Raw genomic sequence first — 17,033 nt, 5'->3', positions numbered from 1 at the left:
TCTGGCACAGGCGTTACTGGCCCGAAACAAACGTAGGAGCGAGCATGGCTCGCGATGCGCCGCGCGGGCGGCGCTCGATCTCACAGGCGCCGCATGCTCCAAGCCAGGCCCCATGCGCTCACACATTCAGCCGGGCCTGCGCAGCCAGGCGACCGATCGCTGCATCCAGTTCATCCAGGGCCTGCTGCGCCAGCAGACTGTCCTGCTTCAGCAATGTCTCGCTACGCTGACACGCTGCCCTTAATTGCGGCACACCGCAATAGCGCGAGGCACCGTTCAGACGGTGTACTTGCTCGATCAGGCCATTGTGGTCGTCGGCTGCGCGGGCGGCGCGTATGGCTTCGCGGTCGGTATCCAGCGAGGCCAGCAGCATGCTCAGCATGTCAGCCGCCAGATCTGGCTTGCCAGCGGCCAGGCGCAGGCCCTCTTCGGGGTCGAGTACCTTCAGTTCGTCACCGTTGGGCAGTAGCTCGGCCTGCGCCTGCTGGGGTGTGCCCAGGCTCAGGCCGGTCCACTTCATCACCACCTGGGCCAGTTGCCGTTCGCTGATCGGTTTGGTCAGGTAGTCGTCCATACCGCTGTGCAATAACGCGCGCTTCTCGTTGGCCATGGCATGGGCCGTGAGGGCGACGATCGGAAGGGGGTTGCCGCTTTGGGTGTTTTCCCATAGGCGAATCTGTTCGGTACAGGCGCGGCCGTCCATGCCGGGCATCTGCACATCCATCAGCACCAGGTCGAACAGCTCGTCCTGCACGGCCTGTACCGCCGCATAACCATTGTTGACGGCCAGTACCTCGGCACCCAAGTCTTCGAGCAGGGTTTTTACCAGCAGCAGGTTCGCGGCGTTGTCGTCGACGCAGAGTATTTTCGGTCGGCGCTGGCCATTGACGCTGTTGACATCGGCCAGCGGGCGACGTGGTTGTACCAGTTCCAGCAAGAGACGCCGCAGCTTGCGGGTACAGGTCGGCTTGGACAGCAACTGGCCATGGCCGTTGGGCAGGTATGGGTGGTAAAGCGCCTGTTCGGTGGTCGGGCACAACACCACGCATTGGCAGTGGTAACGCTCGAGCTGCTGGTGATAATGGCCCAGTTGCTCGGGCGACAGGTTACCCAGGTTAGCCCCGAGCACGGCGAACTCGAACGGCAGGCCAGCCTGGCTGGCGGCCTGCACCCCTTGCAGCAACAGGTCATAGGAGCCGAACAGGCTCACGCTGAGGCCGCAGTCTTCCAATTGGTGTTCCAGCGCCTGGCGTGCCAGTTCGTGGCCATCGACAATGGCGGCACGGCGGCCAAGCAACGGCTGCGGTGGCAGGGCTTCGACATCGTCATGAGCCTTGGGCAGGTTGAGGCTGATCCAGAACTGCGATCCTTCACCCGGGGTACTGTCGACGCCGATCTCGCCGCCCATCTGTTCGATCAGGCGCTTGGAAATCACCAGCCCCAGGCCGGTGCCGCCGGGCTGGCGGGCCAGTGAGTTGTCAGCCTGGCTGAAGGCCTGGAACAGAGTGCGCACATCCTGTGGTGACAGGCCGATGCCGGTGTCCTGCACGCTGATGCGCAACTGCGCGCAGTCTTCGTGCTCGTCTTCCAGCATGGCGCGCACGACGATGGTGCCTTCGCGGGTGAACTTGATGGCGTTGCTGACCAGGTTGGTGAGAATCTGCTTGAGCCGCAATGGGTCGCCAACCAGCGAAGCAGGCGTGTCGCGGTAGATCAGGCTCAGCAACTCCAGCTGCTTGGCGTGGGCGGCCGGAGCGAGGATGGTCAGGGTGTCCTGGATCAGGTCACGCAGGTTGAACGGTATGCTGTCGAGCACCAGCTTGCCGGCCTCGATCTTGGAGAAATCGAGGATCTCGTTGATGATCCCCAGCAAGTTGTCAGCAGATTTCTCGATGGTGTTCAGGTAGTCGAGCTGGCGCGGTGTCATCTCGCTTTTTTGCAGCAGGTGGGTAAAGCCGAGGATGCCGTTGAGCGGGGTGCGGATTTCGTGGCTCATGTTGGCCAGGAACTCCGACTTGATACGGCTGGCCTCAAGTGCCTCTTTGCGCGCCATGTCCAGCTCGATGTTCTGGATTTCGATGGTTTCCAGGTTCTGGCGCACGTCTTCGGTGGCCTGGTCGATGCTGTGCTGCAGTTCTTCGTGGGCGTTTTGCAGGGTTTCGGCCATGCGGTTGATGCCGTGGGCCAGTTCGTCCAGCTCATGGCTGCCCATGGTTGGCAGGCGTTCTTCGAGGTGGCCGTCCTTGAGCTGATTGACCGCGTGCTTGATGCGTTCGATGGGGTCGTTGATGGTGCGGCTCATTCGCAGCGCCAACAGGCCGCTGAGTGCCAGGCAGGCGAGGATCAGCAACAGGCTGGTAAACAGGTTGCGGTAGCCGCGCAGCAGCGTGCCGTCGTGCGACAGCTCGATCTCTACCCATCCCAGCAGGCGCTCGGCTTCGGCCGGCACGGCGTCGGTGGCCAGGTCGCGATGGTGGCCGAACACGGGCATCAGGTAGCGGGTGGCGTCGTTACCGCTGCGCTGCAGGAGTTGGGTGCCAGTACCGCCGCTGGGCGGCAGGTTGAGCATGCTCGGGCCTGCGTGGGCCAAGCGCTTGCGGTCGGGGGCCAGAAACGCAACTGCGCGCACATCGGCCTGCTCCAGGGTTTGTGCGGCAATTCTCTCCAGTTGCGCAGGCGCGAGCCGGGCCATGGCGGGTGCGGCCAGTGGCGCCAGTTGTTCGGCGATCATTTTGCCGCGCTGCAACAGCTGGGTGCGCAGGTCGTTCTGTTGCAGCCAGGTGAAATAGCTACCCAGCACCAGGGCCATCAAGCCGGCCGGTAGCAGTGCCAGCAGCAGGACCCGACTGCGGATTCCCAAACGATCGAGCACACTCGCCTCCTTTGATGTGCCTGGATGCCGTCAAGTGGTAACGGCCAAGCCGCGAAGTTACTCCGCCTGCCGCACCATTGCATCTCTTTAGTATGTGTCATGCGCTGTTGCCGGGGTTATGGTCACAGCGCGGTTGCCTGGCAGGTGGCGAATACTCAATAATCGCTCAATTGAGAATTAGTGGCAGTTGCCAATGAATCCTGTAGCTATTTACAACTCCAACATCCTTGCCATCGAGGACGACCCGGTTCTTGGCGCATATCTGCAAGAAGAGCTGCAGCGCGGCGGCTTCCAGGTCACCTGGTGCCGCAATGGCCTGGAGGGCCTGGAAAAGGCTGGCCGCCAGGCTTTCGATGTTGTGCTCATGGATATACTGCTGCCCGGGCTTGACGGGCTGGACGCCTTGGCACAATTGCGCAGGCGCAGCGCCACGCCGGTAATCCTGATGTCGGCGCTGGGGGCCGAGGCCGACCGTATCAGCGGCTTTCAGCGCGGCGCCGACGATTACCTGCCCAAGCCATTCAGCATGGCCGAGTTGCAGGTGCGCATCGAGGCGATTCTGCGCCGCGTGGCCCTGGAACGGCGGCATCAGGGCCCGCTGGAACCAGCCAACGGCGGCGGGCTGCAGTTCGACGAGGGGCTGTGTGACGTGTGCCTGGATAGCCGCCTGGCGGGCCTGACCCCCAGCGAATATCGCCTGCTGGACATCCTGAACCGCAACCTCGACGAGGTCCTCAGCAAGCCGTTCCTGTACCAGCAGGTGTTGCAGCGCGGCTATTCACGGCATGACCGCAGCCTGGACATGCACGTCAGCCAGATCCGCCGCAAGCTAAAGGGCATTGGTTATCACGAACGGCAGATCCGCACCGTGTGGGGCAAGGGTTACGTGCTCAGTGCCGGCGAGGCGGAGTGAACCATGCTCGACCGCCATTCGCTGTTCTGGAAGCTGGCCGTCTTGCTGGTGGGCTTCTGCCTGCTGATGATCGGCCTCAGTTACACCTGGGGCCGGCACATGGAAACCCAGAACGCCTTCCTCTCGGAGCCGGCACGGCAGACCTTGCGAGGTTATGCCGCCGAAGCTGAGCAGGCCTGGCGCAGCGGCGGGCGGGCAGGGCTGGACCAGTGGGTGGCGGCCATGCATCAGCGCGAACGGGGCTGGGTGGGCGTGCTCGACATCAACCTGCGCCCGCTCGACAACGCCACACTCAACCCGCAGATCATGCAGCGTCTGACACGCCTGCGGGGTGTCGATTGGCCGATGAGTCGGCGTAGCGTCGACCAGCCGTGGGTGCGCATACCGTTCCCGGGGGCCCCGGAGCAGGGGATGCTGGTGATCGAACTGCCGCAGCGCTTCAATCCGGGCCAGCACCGCTTGCTGTGGCGCATCGTCACCAACGGCATCATTCCGGGGTTGTTCACCTTGCTGTTGTGTGTAGGCCTGTACCGCATGTTGATCGTGCCGCTGAATCAACTTCGCGAGCAGGCCAATGCCTGGCGGGCCGATCAACTGTCGGCCCGCCTGGACTCGCGCACCATCGCCCGGCATGACGAGCTGGGTGAGCTGGCGCGTGCCTTTGACCAGATGGCTGAGCGGCTGCAAGGCACGGTGGCTATGCAGCAGCAGTTGCTGCGCGACCTGTCCCACGAAATGCGTACGCCGCTGAGCCGGCTGCGGGTGGCCTGCGATGGTGAAACCGACCTGCAGCGTCTGCGTGATCGCCTGATCCGTGAAGTGGACTGCATGCAGCACCTGGTCGAAGACACCCTGCAACTGGCCTGGCAGGACGCCGAGCGTGCACCGATGAACCTGGAACCGATCGAGGTCCACGCCTTGTGGGAGTTGCTGGCCGAAAATGCCAGCTACGAGAGCGGCTGGTCGCCTGTGCAATTGCGCTGCGAAGTACCGGCCGACTGCTGGGTGCAGGGCAACCTCAACCACCTGGCTCAGGCGCTGGAGAACATGTTGCGCAATGCCATTCGTCACTCGCCGGCCGAGGGTGTGGTGCGGCTGGGAGGCCAGCGCGAAGGCGGTTATTGGTGGCTGTGGCTGGAGGATGAAGGCGGCGGAGTGGCTGAAGAGGACCTGGAGCGGATCTTCGCGCCGTTCTCGCGGCTGGACGGTTCTCGGCCGGGGGATGGGGGCTTCGGTCTGGGCTTGAGCATCGCCCGCAGTGCCATTCAGCGCCAGGGCGGGACCTTGTGGGCGCAGAATGGCAAACGCGGGTTGCGCTTGTGGATGAGGTTGCCGTTGCATGTGCCGGCCTTTTCGCGGGTAAACCCGCGCCTACAGGGATCCGCTAGCCTTTAGGCGCGTTTTTACCCGCGAAGAGGCCCGCACATGTCTCACCGTTATAGCTTGTAGCTATATGCACTACAGATTGCGTGATATGGCCGCGAAGGGTTTGCCGGTATGATAGGCACCCCGCCGTCCGGATTGCGAAATACGCCCATGACCGTGCAGTACCCAACCATCGCCGATTGCGTCGGCAATACGCCACTGGTTCGCCTGCAGCGCATCGCTGGCGAAACCAGCAATACCCTCCTGCTCAAGCTTGAAGGTAACAATCCCGCCGGCTCGGTGAAGGACCGCCCGGCACTGTCGATGATCGCTCGCGCCGAACTCCGGGGCCAGATCAAGCCGGGCGATACCCTGATCGAAGCCACCTCCGGCAACACGGGCATTGCCCTGGCGATGGCGGCGGCGATCAAGGGCTACAAGATGATCCTGATCATGCCCGACAACTCCACCGCCGAGCGCAAGGCCGCCATGACGGCCTATGGCGCCGAGCTGATCCTGGTGACCAAGGAGGAGGGTATGGAAGGCGCCCGTGACCTGGCCGAGAAGCTGCAGGCCGAAGGCCGTGGCCTGGTGCTCGACCAGTTCGCCAACGGCGACAACCCGATCGCCCACTACAACAGCACCGGCCCGGAGATCTGGCAGCAGACCCAGGGCACCATTACCCATTTCGTCAGCTCCATGGGGACCACCGGTACCATCATGGGCTGCTCGCAGTACCTCAAGGAACAGAACCCCGCGGTGCAGATCATCGGCCTGCAACCGATGGAAGGCTCGGCCATTCCGGGCATTCGCCGCTGGCCCGAGGAATACCTGCCGAAGATCTTCGACGCCACCCGGGTCGACCGCGTGGTCGATATGTCGCAGCAGGAAGCCGAAGACACCACCCGTCGCCTTGCGCGTGAAGAGGGCATTTTCTGCGGCGTGTCTTCTGGTGGTGCGGTGGCGGCCATGTTGCGCCTGTCCCGCGAAGTGGAAAATGCCGTGATGGTTGCGATCATTTGCGACCGCGGCGACCGTTATCTGTCCACTGGCCTGTTTGATCCACGCTAAATGTCCAAGAAAAAAAGCAACAGCGGCCTGCGCTTCCAGCCGGCCGGCGGCAATCGCACCCCCCAGGTCCCCGTGGGCAAGAAGCAGCGCCTGGACATCGAGCGCCTGGCCGGTGACGGCCGTGGCATCGCCTTCCTCGACGGGCGTACCTGGTTCGTCAGCGGCGCTTTGGCCGGTGAGGTCGTGGAGGCGCGGGTGCTCAACGCCCGTGGCAAAGTGGTCGAAGCCCGCCTGGAGCGGTTGCTGCAGGCCGGGCCCGAGCGCCGTGAGGCGCCATGTCGCTACTACGCCCGCTGCGGTGGCTGCAACCTGCAGCACCTGCCGCACGAAGCGCAACTGGCGCTGAAGCAGCGCACCCTCGCCGAGCAGCTGCAGCGGGTGGCCGGCGTGCAACCCGAGGAATGGGCCACCCCCCTGAGCGGGCCGGAATTTGGCTACCGGCGCCGGGCCCGTGTGGCTGTGCGTTGGGACGTCAAGGCGCGTCAACTGGAGGTGGGCTTCCGCGCCGAAGCCAGCCAGGACATCATTGCCATCGACGATTGCGCCGTGCTGGTACAGCCCTTGCAGTCGATTCTGCGCCACTTGCCGACTGTGCTGCGCTCGTTGAGCAAACCGCAGGCGCTGGGCCATGTGGAGCTGTTCAGTGGCACCGCCGAGGCGGTTCTGGTGCGCCACGTCATGCCGTTGCCGGCTGAGGACCAGGCCAGGCTGCAAGCGTTCTGCGAGCAGGCCAATGCCCAGCTGTGGCTGCAAGGCGAAGGTGAGCCGGCGCCCGTGGACGCTGCTGCACAGTTGGGCTTTGCCCTGGCACCCTGGCAGCTGGAACTGGCCTGGCGCCCGGGCGATTTCGTGCAGGTGAATGCCCAGGTCAATACCGCGATGATCGAGCAGGCCTTGGCCTGGCTCGCGCCACAGGCCGACGAGCGTGTGCTGGACTTGTTCTGCGGGCTGGGCAACTTTGCCCTGCCGCTGGCTCGCCAGGCGCGTGAGGTGGTGGCAGTGGAAGGTGTACAGGCCATGGTCGATCGGGCCGCGGCCAATGCCCGGAACAACAATGTGCATAACGCACGGTTTTTTCAGGCCGATTTATCGCAGCCTTTGGCAGGCACCGGATGGGCCGCCGAGGGCTTTTCTGCGGTACTCTTGGATCCACCGCGCGACGGTGCTTTCGAGGTGGTGCAAGGCATCGCCCGCCTCAAGGCCAGAAGGCTGGTCTACGTATCGTGCAACCCGGCCACGCTGGCGAGAGACGCCCAAGTGCTGGTCGGCCAGGGGTACCGGTTAAAAAGGGCCGGGATTCTCGACATGTTTCCTCAGACGGCGCATGTCGAGGCCATGGCGTTATTCGAAGCGGGCTAGCTGACTGGCCCCTTGGTGCGGTTGCCACGGAAGGGCGGCCGCACGGTGATCGCCAGCACACCCGTATGGTGTGCTGCATGGAAAGGTAAAACAAAGATGGTACAGGTGAGAGTGCACCAGCCGGTCAACACAGACGGCAGTATCAATCTCGAAGCATGGTTGGACCATGTGGTAAGCGTCGATTCGGCACTGGATCGCGCAGCGCTGAAAGAAGCCTGCGAGTTTGCTCTTGAGGTAGAGAAAAAGGGCAACCCGGCCAAGCATTCCTGGGCGGATGGTACGTCCAGCTTCCAGGCTGGCCTGGAAATCGCCGAAATTCTGGCTGACCTCAAGCTCGACCAGGATTCCCTGGTGGCTGCGGTCATCTACCGTTCGGTGCGCGAGGGCAAGGTCACCCTCGCCGAGGTCAGCCAGTGTTTTGGCCCGGTGGTGTCCAAGCTGATCGACGGCGTACTGCGCATGGCCGCCATCAGTGCCAGCCTCAGCCCGCGACAGTCGCTGGTGCTGGGCTCGCAGGCGCAGGTCGAGAACCTGCGCAAGATGCTGGTGGCCATGGTCGACGACGTGCGCGTGGCACTGATCAAGCTGGCCGAACGCACGTGCGCAATCCGTGCGGTCAAGTCCGCCGACGATGAGAAACGCCTGCGCGTCGCACGTGAAGTGTTCGATATCTATGCGCCACTCGCGCACCGCCTGGGTATCGGTCACATCAAGTGGGAGCTGGAAGACCTTTCTTTCCGCTACCTGGAGCCCGACCAGTACAAGCAGATCGCCAAGCTGTTGCATGAGCGGCGGCTGGACCGCGAGCGCTTCATCAGCGACGTGATGACCCAGCTGCAGAACGAGTTGCTCGCCACTGGCGTAAATGCCGACATCAGTGGTCGGGCAAAACATATCTATTCGATCTGGCGCAAGATGCAGCGCAAAGGCCTGGAGTTCAGCCAGATCTACGACGTGCGTGCGGTGCGCGTGCTGGTGCCGGAAATCCGCGACTGCTACACCGCGCTGGGCATCGTGCACACCTTGTGGCGGCATATTCCCAAGGAGTTTGACGACTACATCGCCAACCCCAAGGAGAACGGCTACCGCTCCTTGCACACGGCGGTAATCGGCCCTGAGGGCAAGGTGCTGGAAGTGCAGATCCGTACCCACGGCATGCACGAAGAGGCCGAGCTTGGGGTATGCGCGCACTGGCGCTACAAGGGCACCGACGTCAAACCCAGCTCCAACCACTACGAAGAGAAGATTTCCTGGTTGCGCCAGGTGCTGGAGTGGCACGAAGAGCTGGGCGACATCGGTGGCCTGGCCGAGCAGTTGCGGGTCGACATCGAGCCTGACCGGGTTTATGTGTTCACGCCCGACGGCCACGCCATCGACCTGCCCAAGGGCGCCACGCCACTGGACTTCGCCTACCGCGTGCACACCGAGATCGGCCACAACTGCCGCGGCGCCAAGATCAACGGCCGTATCGTGCCGCTGAACTACAGCCTGCAGACTGGCGAGCAGGTGGAGATCATCACCAGCAAGCACGGCAACCCCAGCCGTGACTGGCTGAACTCCAACCTGGGCTACGTCACCACCTCGCGGGCGCGGGCCAAGATCGTCCACTGGTTCAAGTTGCAGGCCCGCGACCAGAACGTTGCAGCCGGCAAGACCTTGCTTGAGCGCGAGCTCAGTCGTCTGGGCCTGCCGCAGGTTGATTTCGAGCGCCTGGCCGAGAAGACCAACGTCAAGACTGCCGAGGACATGTTTGCCGCACTCGGTGCTGGTGACTTGCGCCTGGCTCATCTGGTCAACGCTGCCCAGCAGTTGCTGGAGCCCGAGCGTATCGAGCAGATCGAACTGGTGCCGCGCAAGCCTACCGGGCCGCGTACCGGCAAGCGTGGCGACATTCAGATCCAGGGTGTCGGCAATCTGCTGACACAAATGGCCGGCTGCTGCCAGCCGCTACCGGGCGATGCCATTGTCGGTTACATCACTCAGGGCCGTGGCGTGAGCATTCATCGCCAGGACTGTGCCTCGGTACTGCAACTGGCGGGCAAGGAGCCAGAGCGCATGATCCAGGTGAGCTGGGGGCCGATCCCGGTGCAGACCTACCCGGTCGACATCGTCATCCGTGCCTACGACCGCCCGGGTCTGCTGCGCGATGTGTCGCAGGTGCTGTTGAACGAGAAGATCAACGTGCTGGCGGTGAACACCCGTTCGAACAAGGAAGACAACACCGCGCTGATGTCGCTGACCATCGAGATCCCTGGCCTGGACGCGCTGGGGCGCCTGCTGGGGCGGATCTCGCAGTTGCCGAACATCATCGAGACGCGGCGTAATCGTACCCCTTGAGACCGTGGCGCCAGCTTCGCGGGCTTGCCCGCTCCACAGGATGGATGCAGGTTTCGAAATCTGCACCGTACCTGTGGGAGCGGGCAAGCCCGCGAAGAAGCCACCACCGAAGGACCTGCCTGTATGACCTACACCCTTGACGACCTGCTGCATCTCATGGCCCGCCTGCGCGACCCGCAGTACGGCTGCCCGTGGGACCTGAAGCAGAACTACGCCAGCATTGTCCCGCACACCCTCGAAGAGGCCTACGAGGTCGCTGACACCATCGAGCGCGGCGATTTCGAGCACCTGCAAGGCGAGCTGGGCGACTTGCTGTTCCAGGTGGTCTACTACAGCCAGCTGGCCCGCGAAGAAGGGCGTTTCGAGTTCGATGGCGTGGTCGACAGCATCACCCGCAAGCTCATCCGCCGCCACCCGCACGTATTCCCCACTGGCGAGCTGTACGCGCCGGTGGATACGCCCAGCCTGAGCGAAGCCCAGGTCAAGTCGCGCTGGGAAGAAATCAAGGCCGAAGAGCGCGCGGAGAAGAGCCAGCCCGAACAGCTGTCGCTGCTTGATGACGTGCCTGCAACCTTGCCGGCGCTGTCGCGGGCAGCCAAACTGCAAAAACGTGCGGCCACGGTCGGTTTCGACTGGCCGGCGGCGTTGCCGGTGCTGGACAAGGTCCGCGAAGAGCTGGATGAAGTGCTGCAGGCCATGGCCGACGGCGACGCCGATGCGCTGGAAGATGAAGTCGGCGACTTGCTGTTTGCTGCGGTCAACCTCGCCCGCCACCTCAAGCAAGACCCAGAGCATGCGCTGCGCCGCGCCAATCGCAAGTTCGAACGACGTTTCCGTTTTATCGAACAGGCATTGCGCGACAGTGGCCGCCCCATTGAAGATTGTGACCTTGACGAGCTGGATGCCCTTTGGGGTGAAGCCAAACGTCAGGAAAAGAACCTGCCCAGCTGCGGCTGAGCTGTTGCATAAGTGAGTGAGTATTCATGAGCCTTTCCCTTCGCGACCAATTGCTCAAAGCCGGTCTGGTCAACCAGAAACAGGTCTCGCAGACCAACAAAGCTGAAAAGAAACAGAAGCGCATGGAGCACAAAGGCCAGGTCGAGATCGACGACAGCCAGCAGCGCATGGCCAAGGAAGCCATGGCTGAAAAAGCCAGGCGTGACCAGGAACTGAACCGCCAGCAGCAGGAAAAGGCCGAGCAGAAGGCCCGTGCCGCGCAGGTCAAGCAACTGATCGAGGCCACTCGACTGCCCAAGCTGAACACCGAGGATTACTACAACTTCGTCGACGACAAGAAGGTCAAGCGCATTGCTGTCAACGCCCTCATGCGTACCAAGCTGAGCAATGGTGCGCTGGCCGTGGTAGCCCATGCCGGTGGTTACGAGGTTATCCCCCGTGAGGCCGCATTGAAGATCCAGGAACGCGACCCCGACCGTATTCTGCTGCTCAATAGCCATGTCGAGGAAGCGGACGAAGACGACCCGTACGCGGCTTACAAGATCCCTGATGATCTGATGTGGTAAACAGGAAATCACCGCCCTGGCGGTAACGCGGTTCATTCAAGATCGCCAGGGCCGCTTTGCGGCCCTTTCGCGACGCAAGGTCGCTTCTGCGGCCATCGTGAAATACGCGTTGGTTCGCAGCTCGCCGAACCGGCGCGATCAGTCAGCTGCGCCATTGCCTTGGTTCCTTCCGTTCGTCGGACATTTCCTAGGGTTCTGGCACAGCGGCTAGCCTCCAGCTTAGCGTCAGGGATAGCGCTGAACATTCGGTCCAGGAAGGGCCAGTACGCCTCGTCGTCCCGACGCTTTATCTGCTGAGGAGACGACAATGAAAATAACCCTGAAACGGTTGGCGTGCCTGGGTGCGAGCTTCACCAGTGCGCTCGCCATGGCCGATGCGGCCAGCCCGCCGGTGCTGTCACCTGCAGTTCCCTTCGACGTCACCGCCAATCCCCCCTTCACGCTGGACAGCTTGCAACACGATTTCGACGTGCTGTCGTGGCAGACCTTCGTCGCCCTGAACTGGCCCGCCAACGCCGACGGCAGCGCCAACACCTCGGCGCAGATCGGCGCACCCGGAAAGACGGTGTGGGAGTCGTGGAAAGAAAGCTACGAGATCTTCCTGCCCAAGGGACAGAAACCTGTTGGCTGGGACCAGCAGGCGCCAGTGCCCGCGGCCTGCCAAGGCAAGGGTGACTTGCCGGTGCTGCAGCAGATGGGCAAGGTCGCCGGCGTGCTCGATGAGTTCATCCAGCCGTTCAAGACCGGCCCGTTGGTCGACCAAAGTGGCACTTACACGCGCAACGCGATCATGGTCAACAAGCCGATGTTCGATGACATCGTCAACAATGGCCTGTACAGCAAGGAAGGCCAGCAAGCGTTCCTGAGCAAGGCCGACAACCGCATTGCTTTCGCCTGCGGTTCGCAAAAAGCCCGGCAGGTTGGCGCGATCATGGTCAAGTCGGCCTGGAAAGTGCTCGATGGCAGCGACAACCCGCAGGAATTCCACGCCGTCGACGCGCTGGTCTATACGCCCGGCAATGCCGACCCGAACAAGGGGGCGGTGATCCCCGAGTCGTGCAATGCACAAAAGGTCGGACTGGTAGGCCTGCACATCGTGCACAAGACCCAGGGCGCACCGCAGTGGGTATGGTCGACGTTCGAGCACGTGCGCAACGTGCCGGAAAAGACCACGCCAATGAACGAGCGCAAGGGGCCCTACCTGTTCTACGACGCCCAGGCCAGCGATCGCCCGGTGAACGAGCCGCCCGCGCAACCGTGGGACCCGTCGAAGAAGGCCATCCCCTCGCAGATCGTGCGTGAAATTCCCGTCACCGCCGCCACCCAACAGCTCAACGCGCAGTGGCAAGGTGCGCTCAAGGGCACGGTGTGGGCCAACTACCACCTGATCAGCACCCAGTGGCCCACCGCCCCGGCCGATGACTGCCAGGTGCCGTCGCCGACCAACCCGTTAGGTACGCCTGCGCCGAACTTCCTGGCCAACGCCACCCTGGAGACCTACAACCAGGGCACTACCCCCCAAGCCTCGTCCAGCTGCATGGAGTGCCACAACAACGCGACCACCCGCGTGACTCAGTCACCGCGCACCAGCTTCGCCGATTTCACTTTCCTGCTTGAACGTGCCCAATCCACCGGCGCCAAGGAGTGATGCCATGAGCGACCAGAACCTGCAAAACTTCATCGGCTTGTCCGCCGTGCTCACTGGCCTGTCGGCCAAGCTGCTGGCGCCGTCCGTCGACCCGATCAACCTGCCGCCGGTGTTCTTCGCCACCGCCCAGCAAGGCATGGGCCTCGAGGCGTTCAGCAGCCTGCTGGAGCTGTACGCCGGCATCCAGAGCCAGCCGCCTGCGCAAATCGCCAGTGCCGTGCTCGATAACGCGAACCCGCAAATTGCCCAAGGCGCCCGCTCGATCATGAAGCTGTGGTTGCTCGGCAGTTGGTATCAACCCTACGACCTGGGCAACGCGCGCACGGGTGATACGCGTGTGGTCTCCGACCAGGCCTACAAGGAGAGCTGGGCGTGGAGGATCGCCCAATCCCACCCCATGGGCTACAGCCAGTTCCATTTCGGATACTGGGGTGAGCAGCCACCGACCCTTAAGCAATTCACCGGTGTCGACGCCAAGGAAGGGCAGCAGCCATGAGCAATGTACAAACCCAGAACATCGAAACCGCCGATGTGATCGTGGTGGGCGCCGGCATGGCCGGCAGTGTCATGGCCTACCAGTTGGGCCTGGCCGGGTTGAAAGTGCTGGTGCTCGAATCGGGCCCGGCCATTCCGCCGAATCGCAGCGAGTACCTGGAGCGCTTTTACACCGCGGTGCTCAAAGCGCCCGAGTCGCCGTACCCACCTGAGCAGAGCGAGCAGACCCCGGCCACGCAGTTCGCGCCAAGGGCGACCATCCAGGACCTGATCACCGCGGGTAGCCAAGACCCGAACAAGGCGCAGAAGAGCTACCTGGTGCAGAAGGGGCCGCAACTGTTCGCCAGCACTTACGAGCGGGTAGGCGGGGGCACCATGTGGCACTGGATGGGTACGGCCTTGCGCCTGCTGCCCAACGACTTTCGCATGCGCACTGCCTACAACGTCGGGGTCGATTGGCCGATCAGTTACGACGACCTGCAGATCGCCTACTGCCGCGCCGAAGAGGAGATGGGCGTGTCTGCCGACGTCGCCTCGCAGACTTACCTGGGCGTGACCTTCCCGCATGGCTACAAATACAGCATGCATGGCATCCCGCCGTCGCTGGTCGACCAGGGCCTGGGCAAGAACGTCACGGGGACGGTGTACCAGAGCCCGGAGAAGGGGCCCGACGGCAAGCCGTACCCAGGCGTCACCCTCAATGTCCGGCAGACCCCGGCCGGGCGCAACTCGCAGAATGATAACGGCCGCCGGGTGTGCGCTGGCAACACCAGCTGCACGCCGATCTGCCCGATCCAGGCCAAGTACGACGCCACCGTGACCATGGCCAAGGCACTGGATACCGGCAACGTGCGCATCCTCTACCAGACCGTGGCAAGCCAGGTGCAGGTCGATGCCAATGGGGTCACGGGAATCGATTTCATTCAGTACCAGAACAATGGTACGCGCCAGAACGGCACGGCCCAGGGCAAACGTTACGTGATTGCCGCCCACGCGATCGAAACACCGAAACTGCTGCTCAACTCCATCGGCCCGAACAGCCCTAAAGGGGTCGCCAACAGTAGCGGCCAGGTCGGCCAGGCGTTGGCTGACCACCCGGTGTACCTGGCCTGGGGCCTGATGCCCGAAGGCAAGCCGCTGTTCCCGTTCCGTGGGCCATTGTCCACCTCGGGGATCGAGGACATGCGCGATGGCCCGTTCCGCAGCCAGCGTGCCGCCTGGCGTATCGAAATCGGCAACGAGGGCTGGAACTGGTCGGTAAACGACCCCTACACCTCAGTCTGCGATTTCATCGACGGCACCAACCATGGCGGCGCTAACCCCAACAAGCTGGCATTGTCCGGCCAGGCGCTGGTGCAGCAGCTCAATAGCGTGCTGACCCGCCAGTTCCGTCTGGGCTTCTTGATCGAACAGGTGGAGAAAGACCCTGACAAAGCGCTTTGCCGGGTGGAGAGGAGCACGGAGTTCACCGACGGCCTGGGCCTGCCTCGGCCACAGATCACCTACGAACTGTCCGACTACACTAAGGAGGGTTTCAAGCAGGCGCGCCTGGCCGCCACGCACATCATCACCGAGCTGATGGGCGCCACCGAGCTGACCGACCTGAACCCTAAGCTCGAGCCCGGTTCGCAGACGGTGTTCGAGTACGACGGCCAGAACTACGCGTTCTACGGCGCTGGCCACTTGATGGGCACCTACCGCATGGGCTCGGACCGCACCAAGTCGGTGGTGGACAAGGATCAGCGCAGTTGGGACCACCCCAACCTGTTCCTGGTCGGCGACGGCGTGTTCCCCACCACCGGCACCGCCAACCCGACCTTGACCATTACCGCGTTGACCTTCCAGGCCGCTGACGTGGTGGCCAGCGACCTGCTTAAGTGCACCGTACAGGTGCAGGCCAACCAGGCTTGGCAGGGCACGGGCATGCAGGTCAATGGGCAGAGCTGGCAGTTGGCGGTCTGTACGGGCGGGCAGTGGACGGCCAACCCGGCCACCGGGATGGTCGGCGCGGCGGGCAACCCAAGGTTGATCGCGAAGTCCGGTTATGCCATGCCCGGTCAACCGGAAGGGGCGTTGATCGGGCGTATCGGCAACAGCGGCGTGCCGTTCCTGGTCGGCAACCAGGTGCAATTGCCGCGCGGCCAGCAAGGTGAGTTGCAGTTGTGCATCAATGACGACCTGGACGGGCGTTACGGGGCTGGCCTGAGCGATAACCTGGGCAGTCTGTCGGTGGAGGTGCGTTTCGGGGTGGTGTAGGCCCTGTCATGACAACCCCACAATGCTCCGGTAATGCGCGGTATTGTGGGGTTGTTCTCTGAGCCCAGATAAATCATGGGGTCGCAACAAGGGGCAGGGTCATTGCGTGGCGCGCTGGTTTTCCAGGTCTTCAAGCTCTACGCGGTATTGGTGTGCTTCGTGTTCGTTATGGAACATGCCCACCAGTTGGCCTTGTTGGTACACATCCCAGATCCGCACGCCAGCGGCCAGGCCTTCGTGGGACATTTTCGATTCGTCGCGTTCGGTTACTTGGACAGTCATCGGTAAACTCCACTTCTTCAAGATGGCTGCGACAGTGTGTCGCACACCCTCTTTATAGAGTTTGTTAGCAGACTAAGTAAGTAAAACAGGCATGAAACAAGTTTCATGAAGCAGGGAGGTATGCCGCCTGAGCGGGTCTCTTCGCAGCAAAGAAAAGCCCCGCACTGGGCGGGGCTTCAGGTGTTGCAGGCAGTGCAGGATCAGTTGCCCTTCACCGGCTTGCCATCGACCGTGCCATCCTGCAGCACGATCACGTACTCCTTGCCATCGGTCTCTACCTGGCGCAGTTGCACCAGCAGGTAGTCCCAGTTCTTGGCGAACCACAGCTCGGTGATGCGCTTGCTCTGGCTTGGATCGCGCACGCGCTCGACCTTCACTGCATCGACCTGGCCGGTCTTGGTAGTGACCTTCTCGGTGCCCAGTACGCGGAAGTCGTAGGTGTCGATCTCGTCGCCGTCGACCACCTGATAGGTCATGCTCTTCTTGCCTGCGGCCACGTCGTGCTGCAGGGCCAGTTGGTAGGACGACTTGTCCAGTACACCGCGGTTCAGTGGCAGGCTGACGGCATCGCCACGGTCGCTACCGGTGACCTTCTTGGTGCCCCAGTCGAAGTTCAGGTCTACCTTTTTGGCCTTACCCAGGCCGCCACGCTCGAAGTGGTACTTCTGCGGCAGCAGGGTGTCGTTGTCCAGACGTAGGGTGCTTTCCTCGGTCAGGCTGGCGATCATCATGGAAGCCTTGAAGTTAAGGTCCCAGGTACCGTTGGCATTTTTGACCAGGCTGCGCTCGGCGGTGCCGCTCATGGGCAGCTGTTTCCAGTCGGCGGTGTAGCTGGCCGAGAAGGGCTTCAGATCAGCTGCCTGGAGGGGCAGGGCGAGCACGGCGAGAGCCAAGAGCAGGGCGCGACGCATA

General features: G+C 62.9%; 13 protein-coding genes. 10 read left to right on the top strand and 3 right to left on the bottom strand.

The window, feature by feature from the left end:
- Positions 1 to 118: 118 nt before the first annotated feature.
- Positions 119 to 2,872, bottom strand: coding sequence for a response regulator (locus tag GST84_20220; protein XGB14521.1), 2,754 nt, complete (start codon positions 2,870 to 2,872; stop codon positions 119 to 121).
- Between the two features lie 193 nt (positions 2,873 to 3,065).
- Between GST84_20220 and GST84_20215 the strand changes: the two genes are divergently transcribed.
- The 10 genes from GST84_20215 (at position 3,066) to GST84_20170 (ending at position 15,839) form a co-directional block, all read left to right on the top strand.
- Positions 3,066 to 3,785, top strand: coding sequence for a response regulator (locus GST84_20215; GenBank protein ID XGB14520.1), 720 nt, complete (start codon positions 3,066 to 3,068; stop codon positions 3,783 to 3,785).
- Between the two features lie 3 nt (positions 3,786 to 3,788).
- Positions 3,789 to 5,180 (top strand): HAMP domain-containing protein, encoded by a 1,392-nt coding sequence (locus GST84_20210; protein ID XGB14519.1) that lies wholly within the window; start codon positions 3,789 to 3,791, stop codon positions 5,178 to 5,180.
- Positions 5,181 to 5,321: 141 nt separating this feature from the next.
- Positions 5,322 to 6,221 (top strand): cysteine synthase CysM, encoded by a 900-nt coding sequence (gene cysM, locus GST84_20205; protein ID XGB14518.1) that lies wholly within the window; start codon positions 5,322 to 5,324, stop codon positions 6,219 to 6,221.
- Positions 6,222 to 7,580, top strand: a complete 1,359-nt coding sequence (rlmD, locus tag GST84_20200) for a 23S rRNA (uracil(1939)-C(5))-methyltransferase RlmD (GenBank protein ID XGB14517.1) — start codon at positions 6,222 to 6,224, stop codon at positions 7,578 to 7,580.
- Between the two features lie 96 nt (positions 7,581 to 7,676).
- Positions 7,677 to 9,917, top strand: a complete 2,241-nt coding sequence (relA, locus tag GST84_20195) for a GTP diphosphokinase (GenBank protein XGB14516.1) — start codon at positions 7,677 to 7,679, stop codon at positions 9,915 to 9,917.
- Positions 9,918 to 10,040: 123 nt separating this feature from the next.
- The gene (mazG, locus tag GST84_20190; protein XGB14515.1) at positions 10,041 to 10,874 is read left to right on the top strand and encodes a nucleoside triphosphate pyrophosphohydrolase; all 834 of its coding nucleotides are present in this window, start codon (positions 10,041 to 10,043) and stop codon (positions 10,872 to 10,874) included.
- A gap of 26 nt (positions 10,875 to 10,900) precedes the next feature.
- Positions 10,901 to 11,440, top strand: coding sequence for a DUF2058 family protein (locus tag GST84_20185; protein ID XGB14514.1), 540 nt, complete (start codon positions 10,901 to 10,903; stop codon positions 11,438 to 11,440).
- Positions 11,441 to 11,747: 307 nt separating this feature from the next.
- Positions 11,748 to 13,088 carry a cytochrome C gene (locus tag GST84_20180; GenBank protein XGB14513.1) on the top strand — a complete coding sequence of 447 codons (1,341 nt, stop codon included), beginning with the start codon at positions 11,748 to 11,750 and terminating at the stop codon, positions 13,086 to 13,088.
- Between the two features lie 4 nt (positions 13,089 to 13,092).
- Positions 13,093 to 13,584 carry a sorbitol dehydrogenase gene (locus tag GST84_20175; protein XGB14512.1) on the top strand — a complete coding sequence of 164 codons (492 nt, stop codon included), beginning with the start codon at positions 13,093 to 13,095 and terminating at the stop codon, positions 13,582 to 13,584.
- A complete protein-coding gene (locus GST84_20170) occupies positions 13,581 to 15,839 on the top strand; it encodes an NAD(P)-binding protein (protein ID XGB14511.1) in 2,259 nt (752 codons plus the stop codon). The genes GST84_20175 and GST84_20170 overlap by 4 nt, the downstream gene beginning before the upstream one ends.
- A gap of 99 nt (positions 15,840 to 15,938) precedes the next feature.
- Here GST84_20170 and GST84_20165 read toward each other — a convergent pair whose 3' ends face one another.
- Both GST84_20165 and GST84_20160 read right to left on the bottom strand, forming a co-directional pair.
- A complete protein-coding gene (locus GST84_20165) occupies positions 15,939 to 16,121 on the bottom strand; it encodes a hypothetical protein (protein ID XGB14510.1) in 183 nt (60 codons plus the stop codon).
- A 200-nt stretch (positions 16,122 to 16,321) separates the two neighbouring features.
- Positions 16,322 to 17,032: a DUF3108 domain-containing protein gene (locus GST84_20160; protein ID XGB14509.1), complete on the bottom strand. Its 711-nt coding sequence runs from the start codon at positions 17,030 to 17,032 to the stop codon at positions 16,322 to 16,324.
- Position 17,033: the final 1 nt, after the last annotated feature.

The sequence above is a fragment of the Pseudomonas putida genome (assembly GCA_041879295.1).
Lineage (GTDB): Bacteria > Pseudomonadota > Gammaproteobacteria > Pseudomonadales > Pseudomonadaceae > Aquipseudomonas > Aquipseudomonas putida_Y.
This window is presented reverse-complemented; position numbering and strand designations above follow the sequence as displayed.

Coding starts and splice junctions, on each gene's coding strand:
- GST84_20215 (XGB14520.1), top strand. CDS start 3,066: ATGAATCCTGTAGCTATTTACAACTCCAACATCCTTGCCATCGAGGAC.
- GST84_20210 (XGB14519.1), top strand. CDS start 3,789: ATGCTCGACCGCCATTCGCTGTTCTGGAAGCTGGCCGTCTTGCTGGTG.
- cysM (XGB14518.1), top strand. CDS start 5,322: ATGACCGTGCAGTACCCAACCATCGCCGATTGCGTCGGCAATACGCCA.
- rlmD (XGB14517.1), top strand. CDS start 6,222: ATGTCCAAGAAAAAAAGCAACAGCGGCCTGCGCTTCCAGCCGGCCGGC.
- relA (XGB14516.1), top strand. CDS start 7,677: ATGGTACAGGTGAGAGTGCACCAGCCGGTCAACACAGACGGCAGTATC.
- mazG (XGB14515.1), top strand. CDS start 10,041: ATGACCTACACCCTTGACGACCTGCTGCATCTCATGGCCCGCCTGCGC.
- GST84_20185 (XGB14514.1), top strand. CDS start 10,901: ATGAGCCTTTCCCTTCGCGACCAATTGCTCAAAGCCGGTCTGGTCAAC.
- GST84_20180 (XGB14513.1), top strand. CDS start 11,748: ATGAAAATAACCCTGAAACGGTTGGCGTGCCTGGGTGCGAGCTTCACC.
- GST84_20175 (XGB14512.1), top strand. CDS start 13,093: ATGAGCGACCAGAACCTGCAAAACTTCATCGGCTTGTCCGCCGTGCTC.
- GST84_20170 (XGB14511.1), top strand. CDS start 13,581: ATGAGCAATGTACAAACCCAGAACATCGAAACCGCCGATGTGATCGTG.
- GST84_20165 (XGB14510.1), bottom strand. CDS start 16,121: ATGACTGTCCAAGTAACCGAACGCGACGAATCGAAAATGTCCCACGAA.
- GST84_20160 (XGB14509.1), bottom strand. CDS start 17,032: ATGCGTCGCGCCCTGCTCTTGGCTCTCGCCGTGCTCGCCCTGCCCCTC.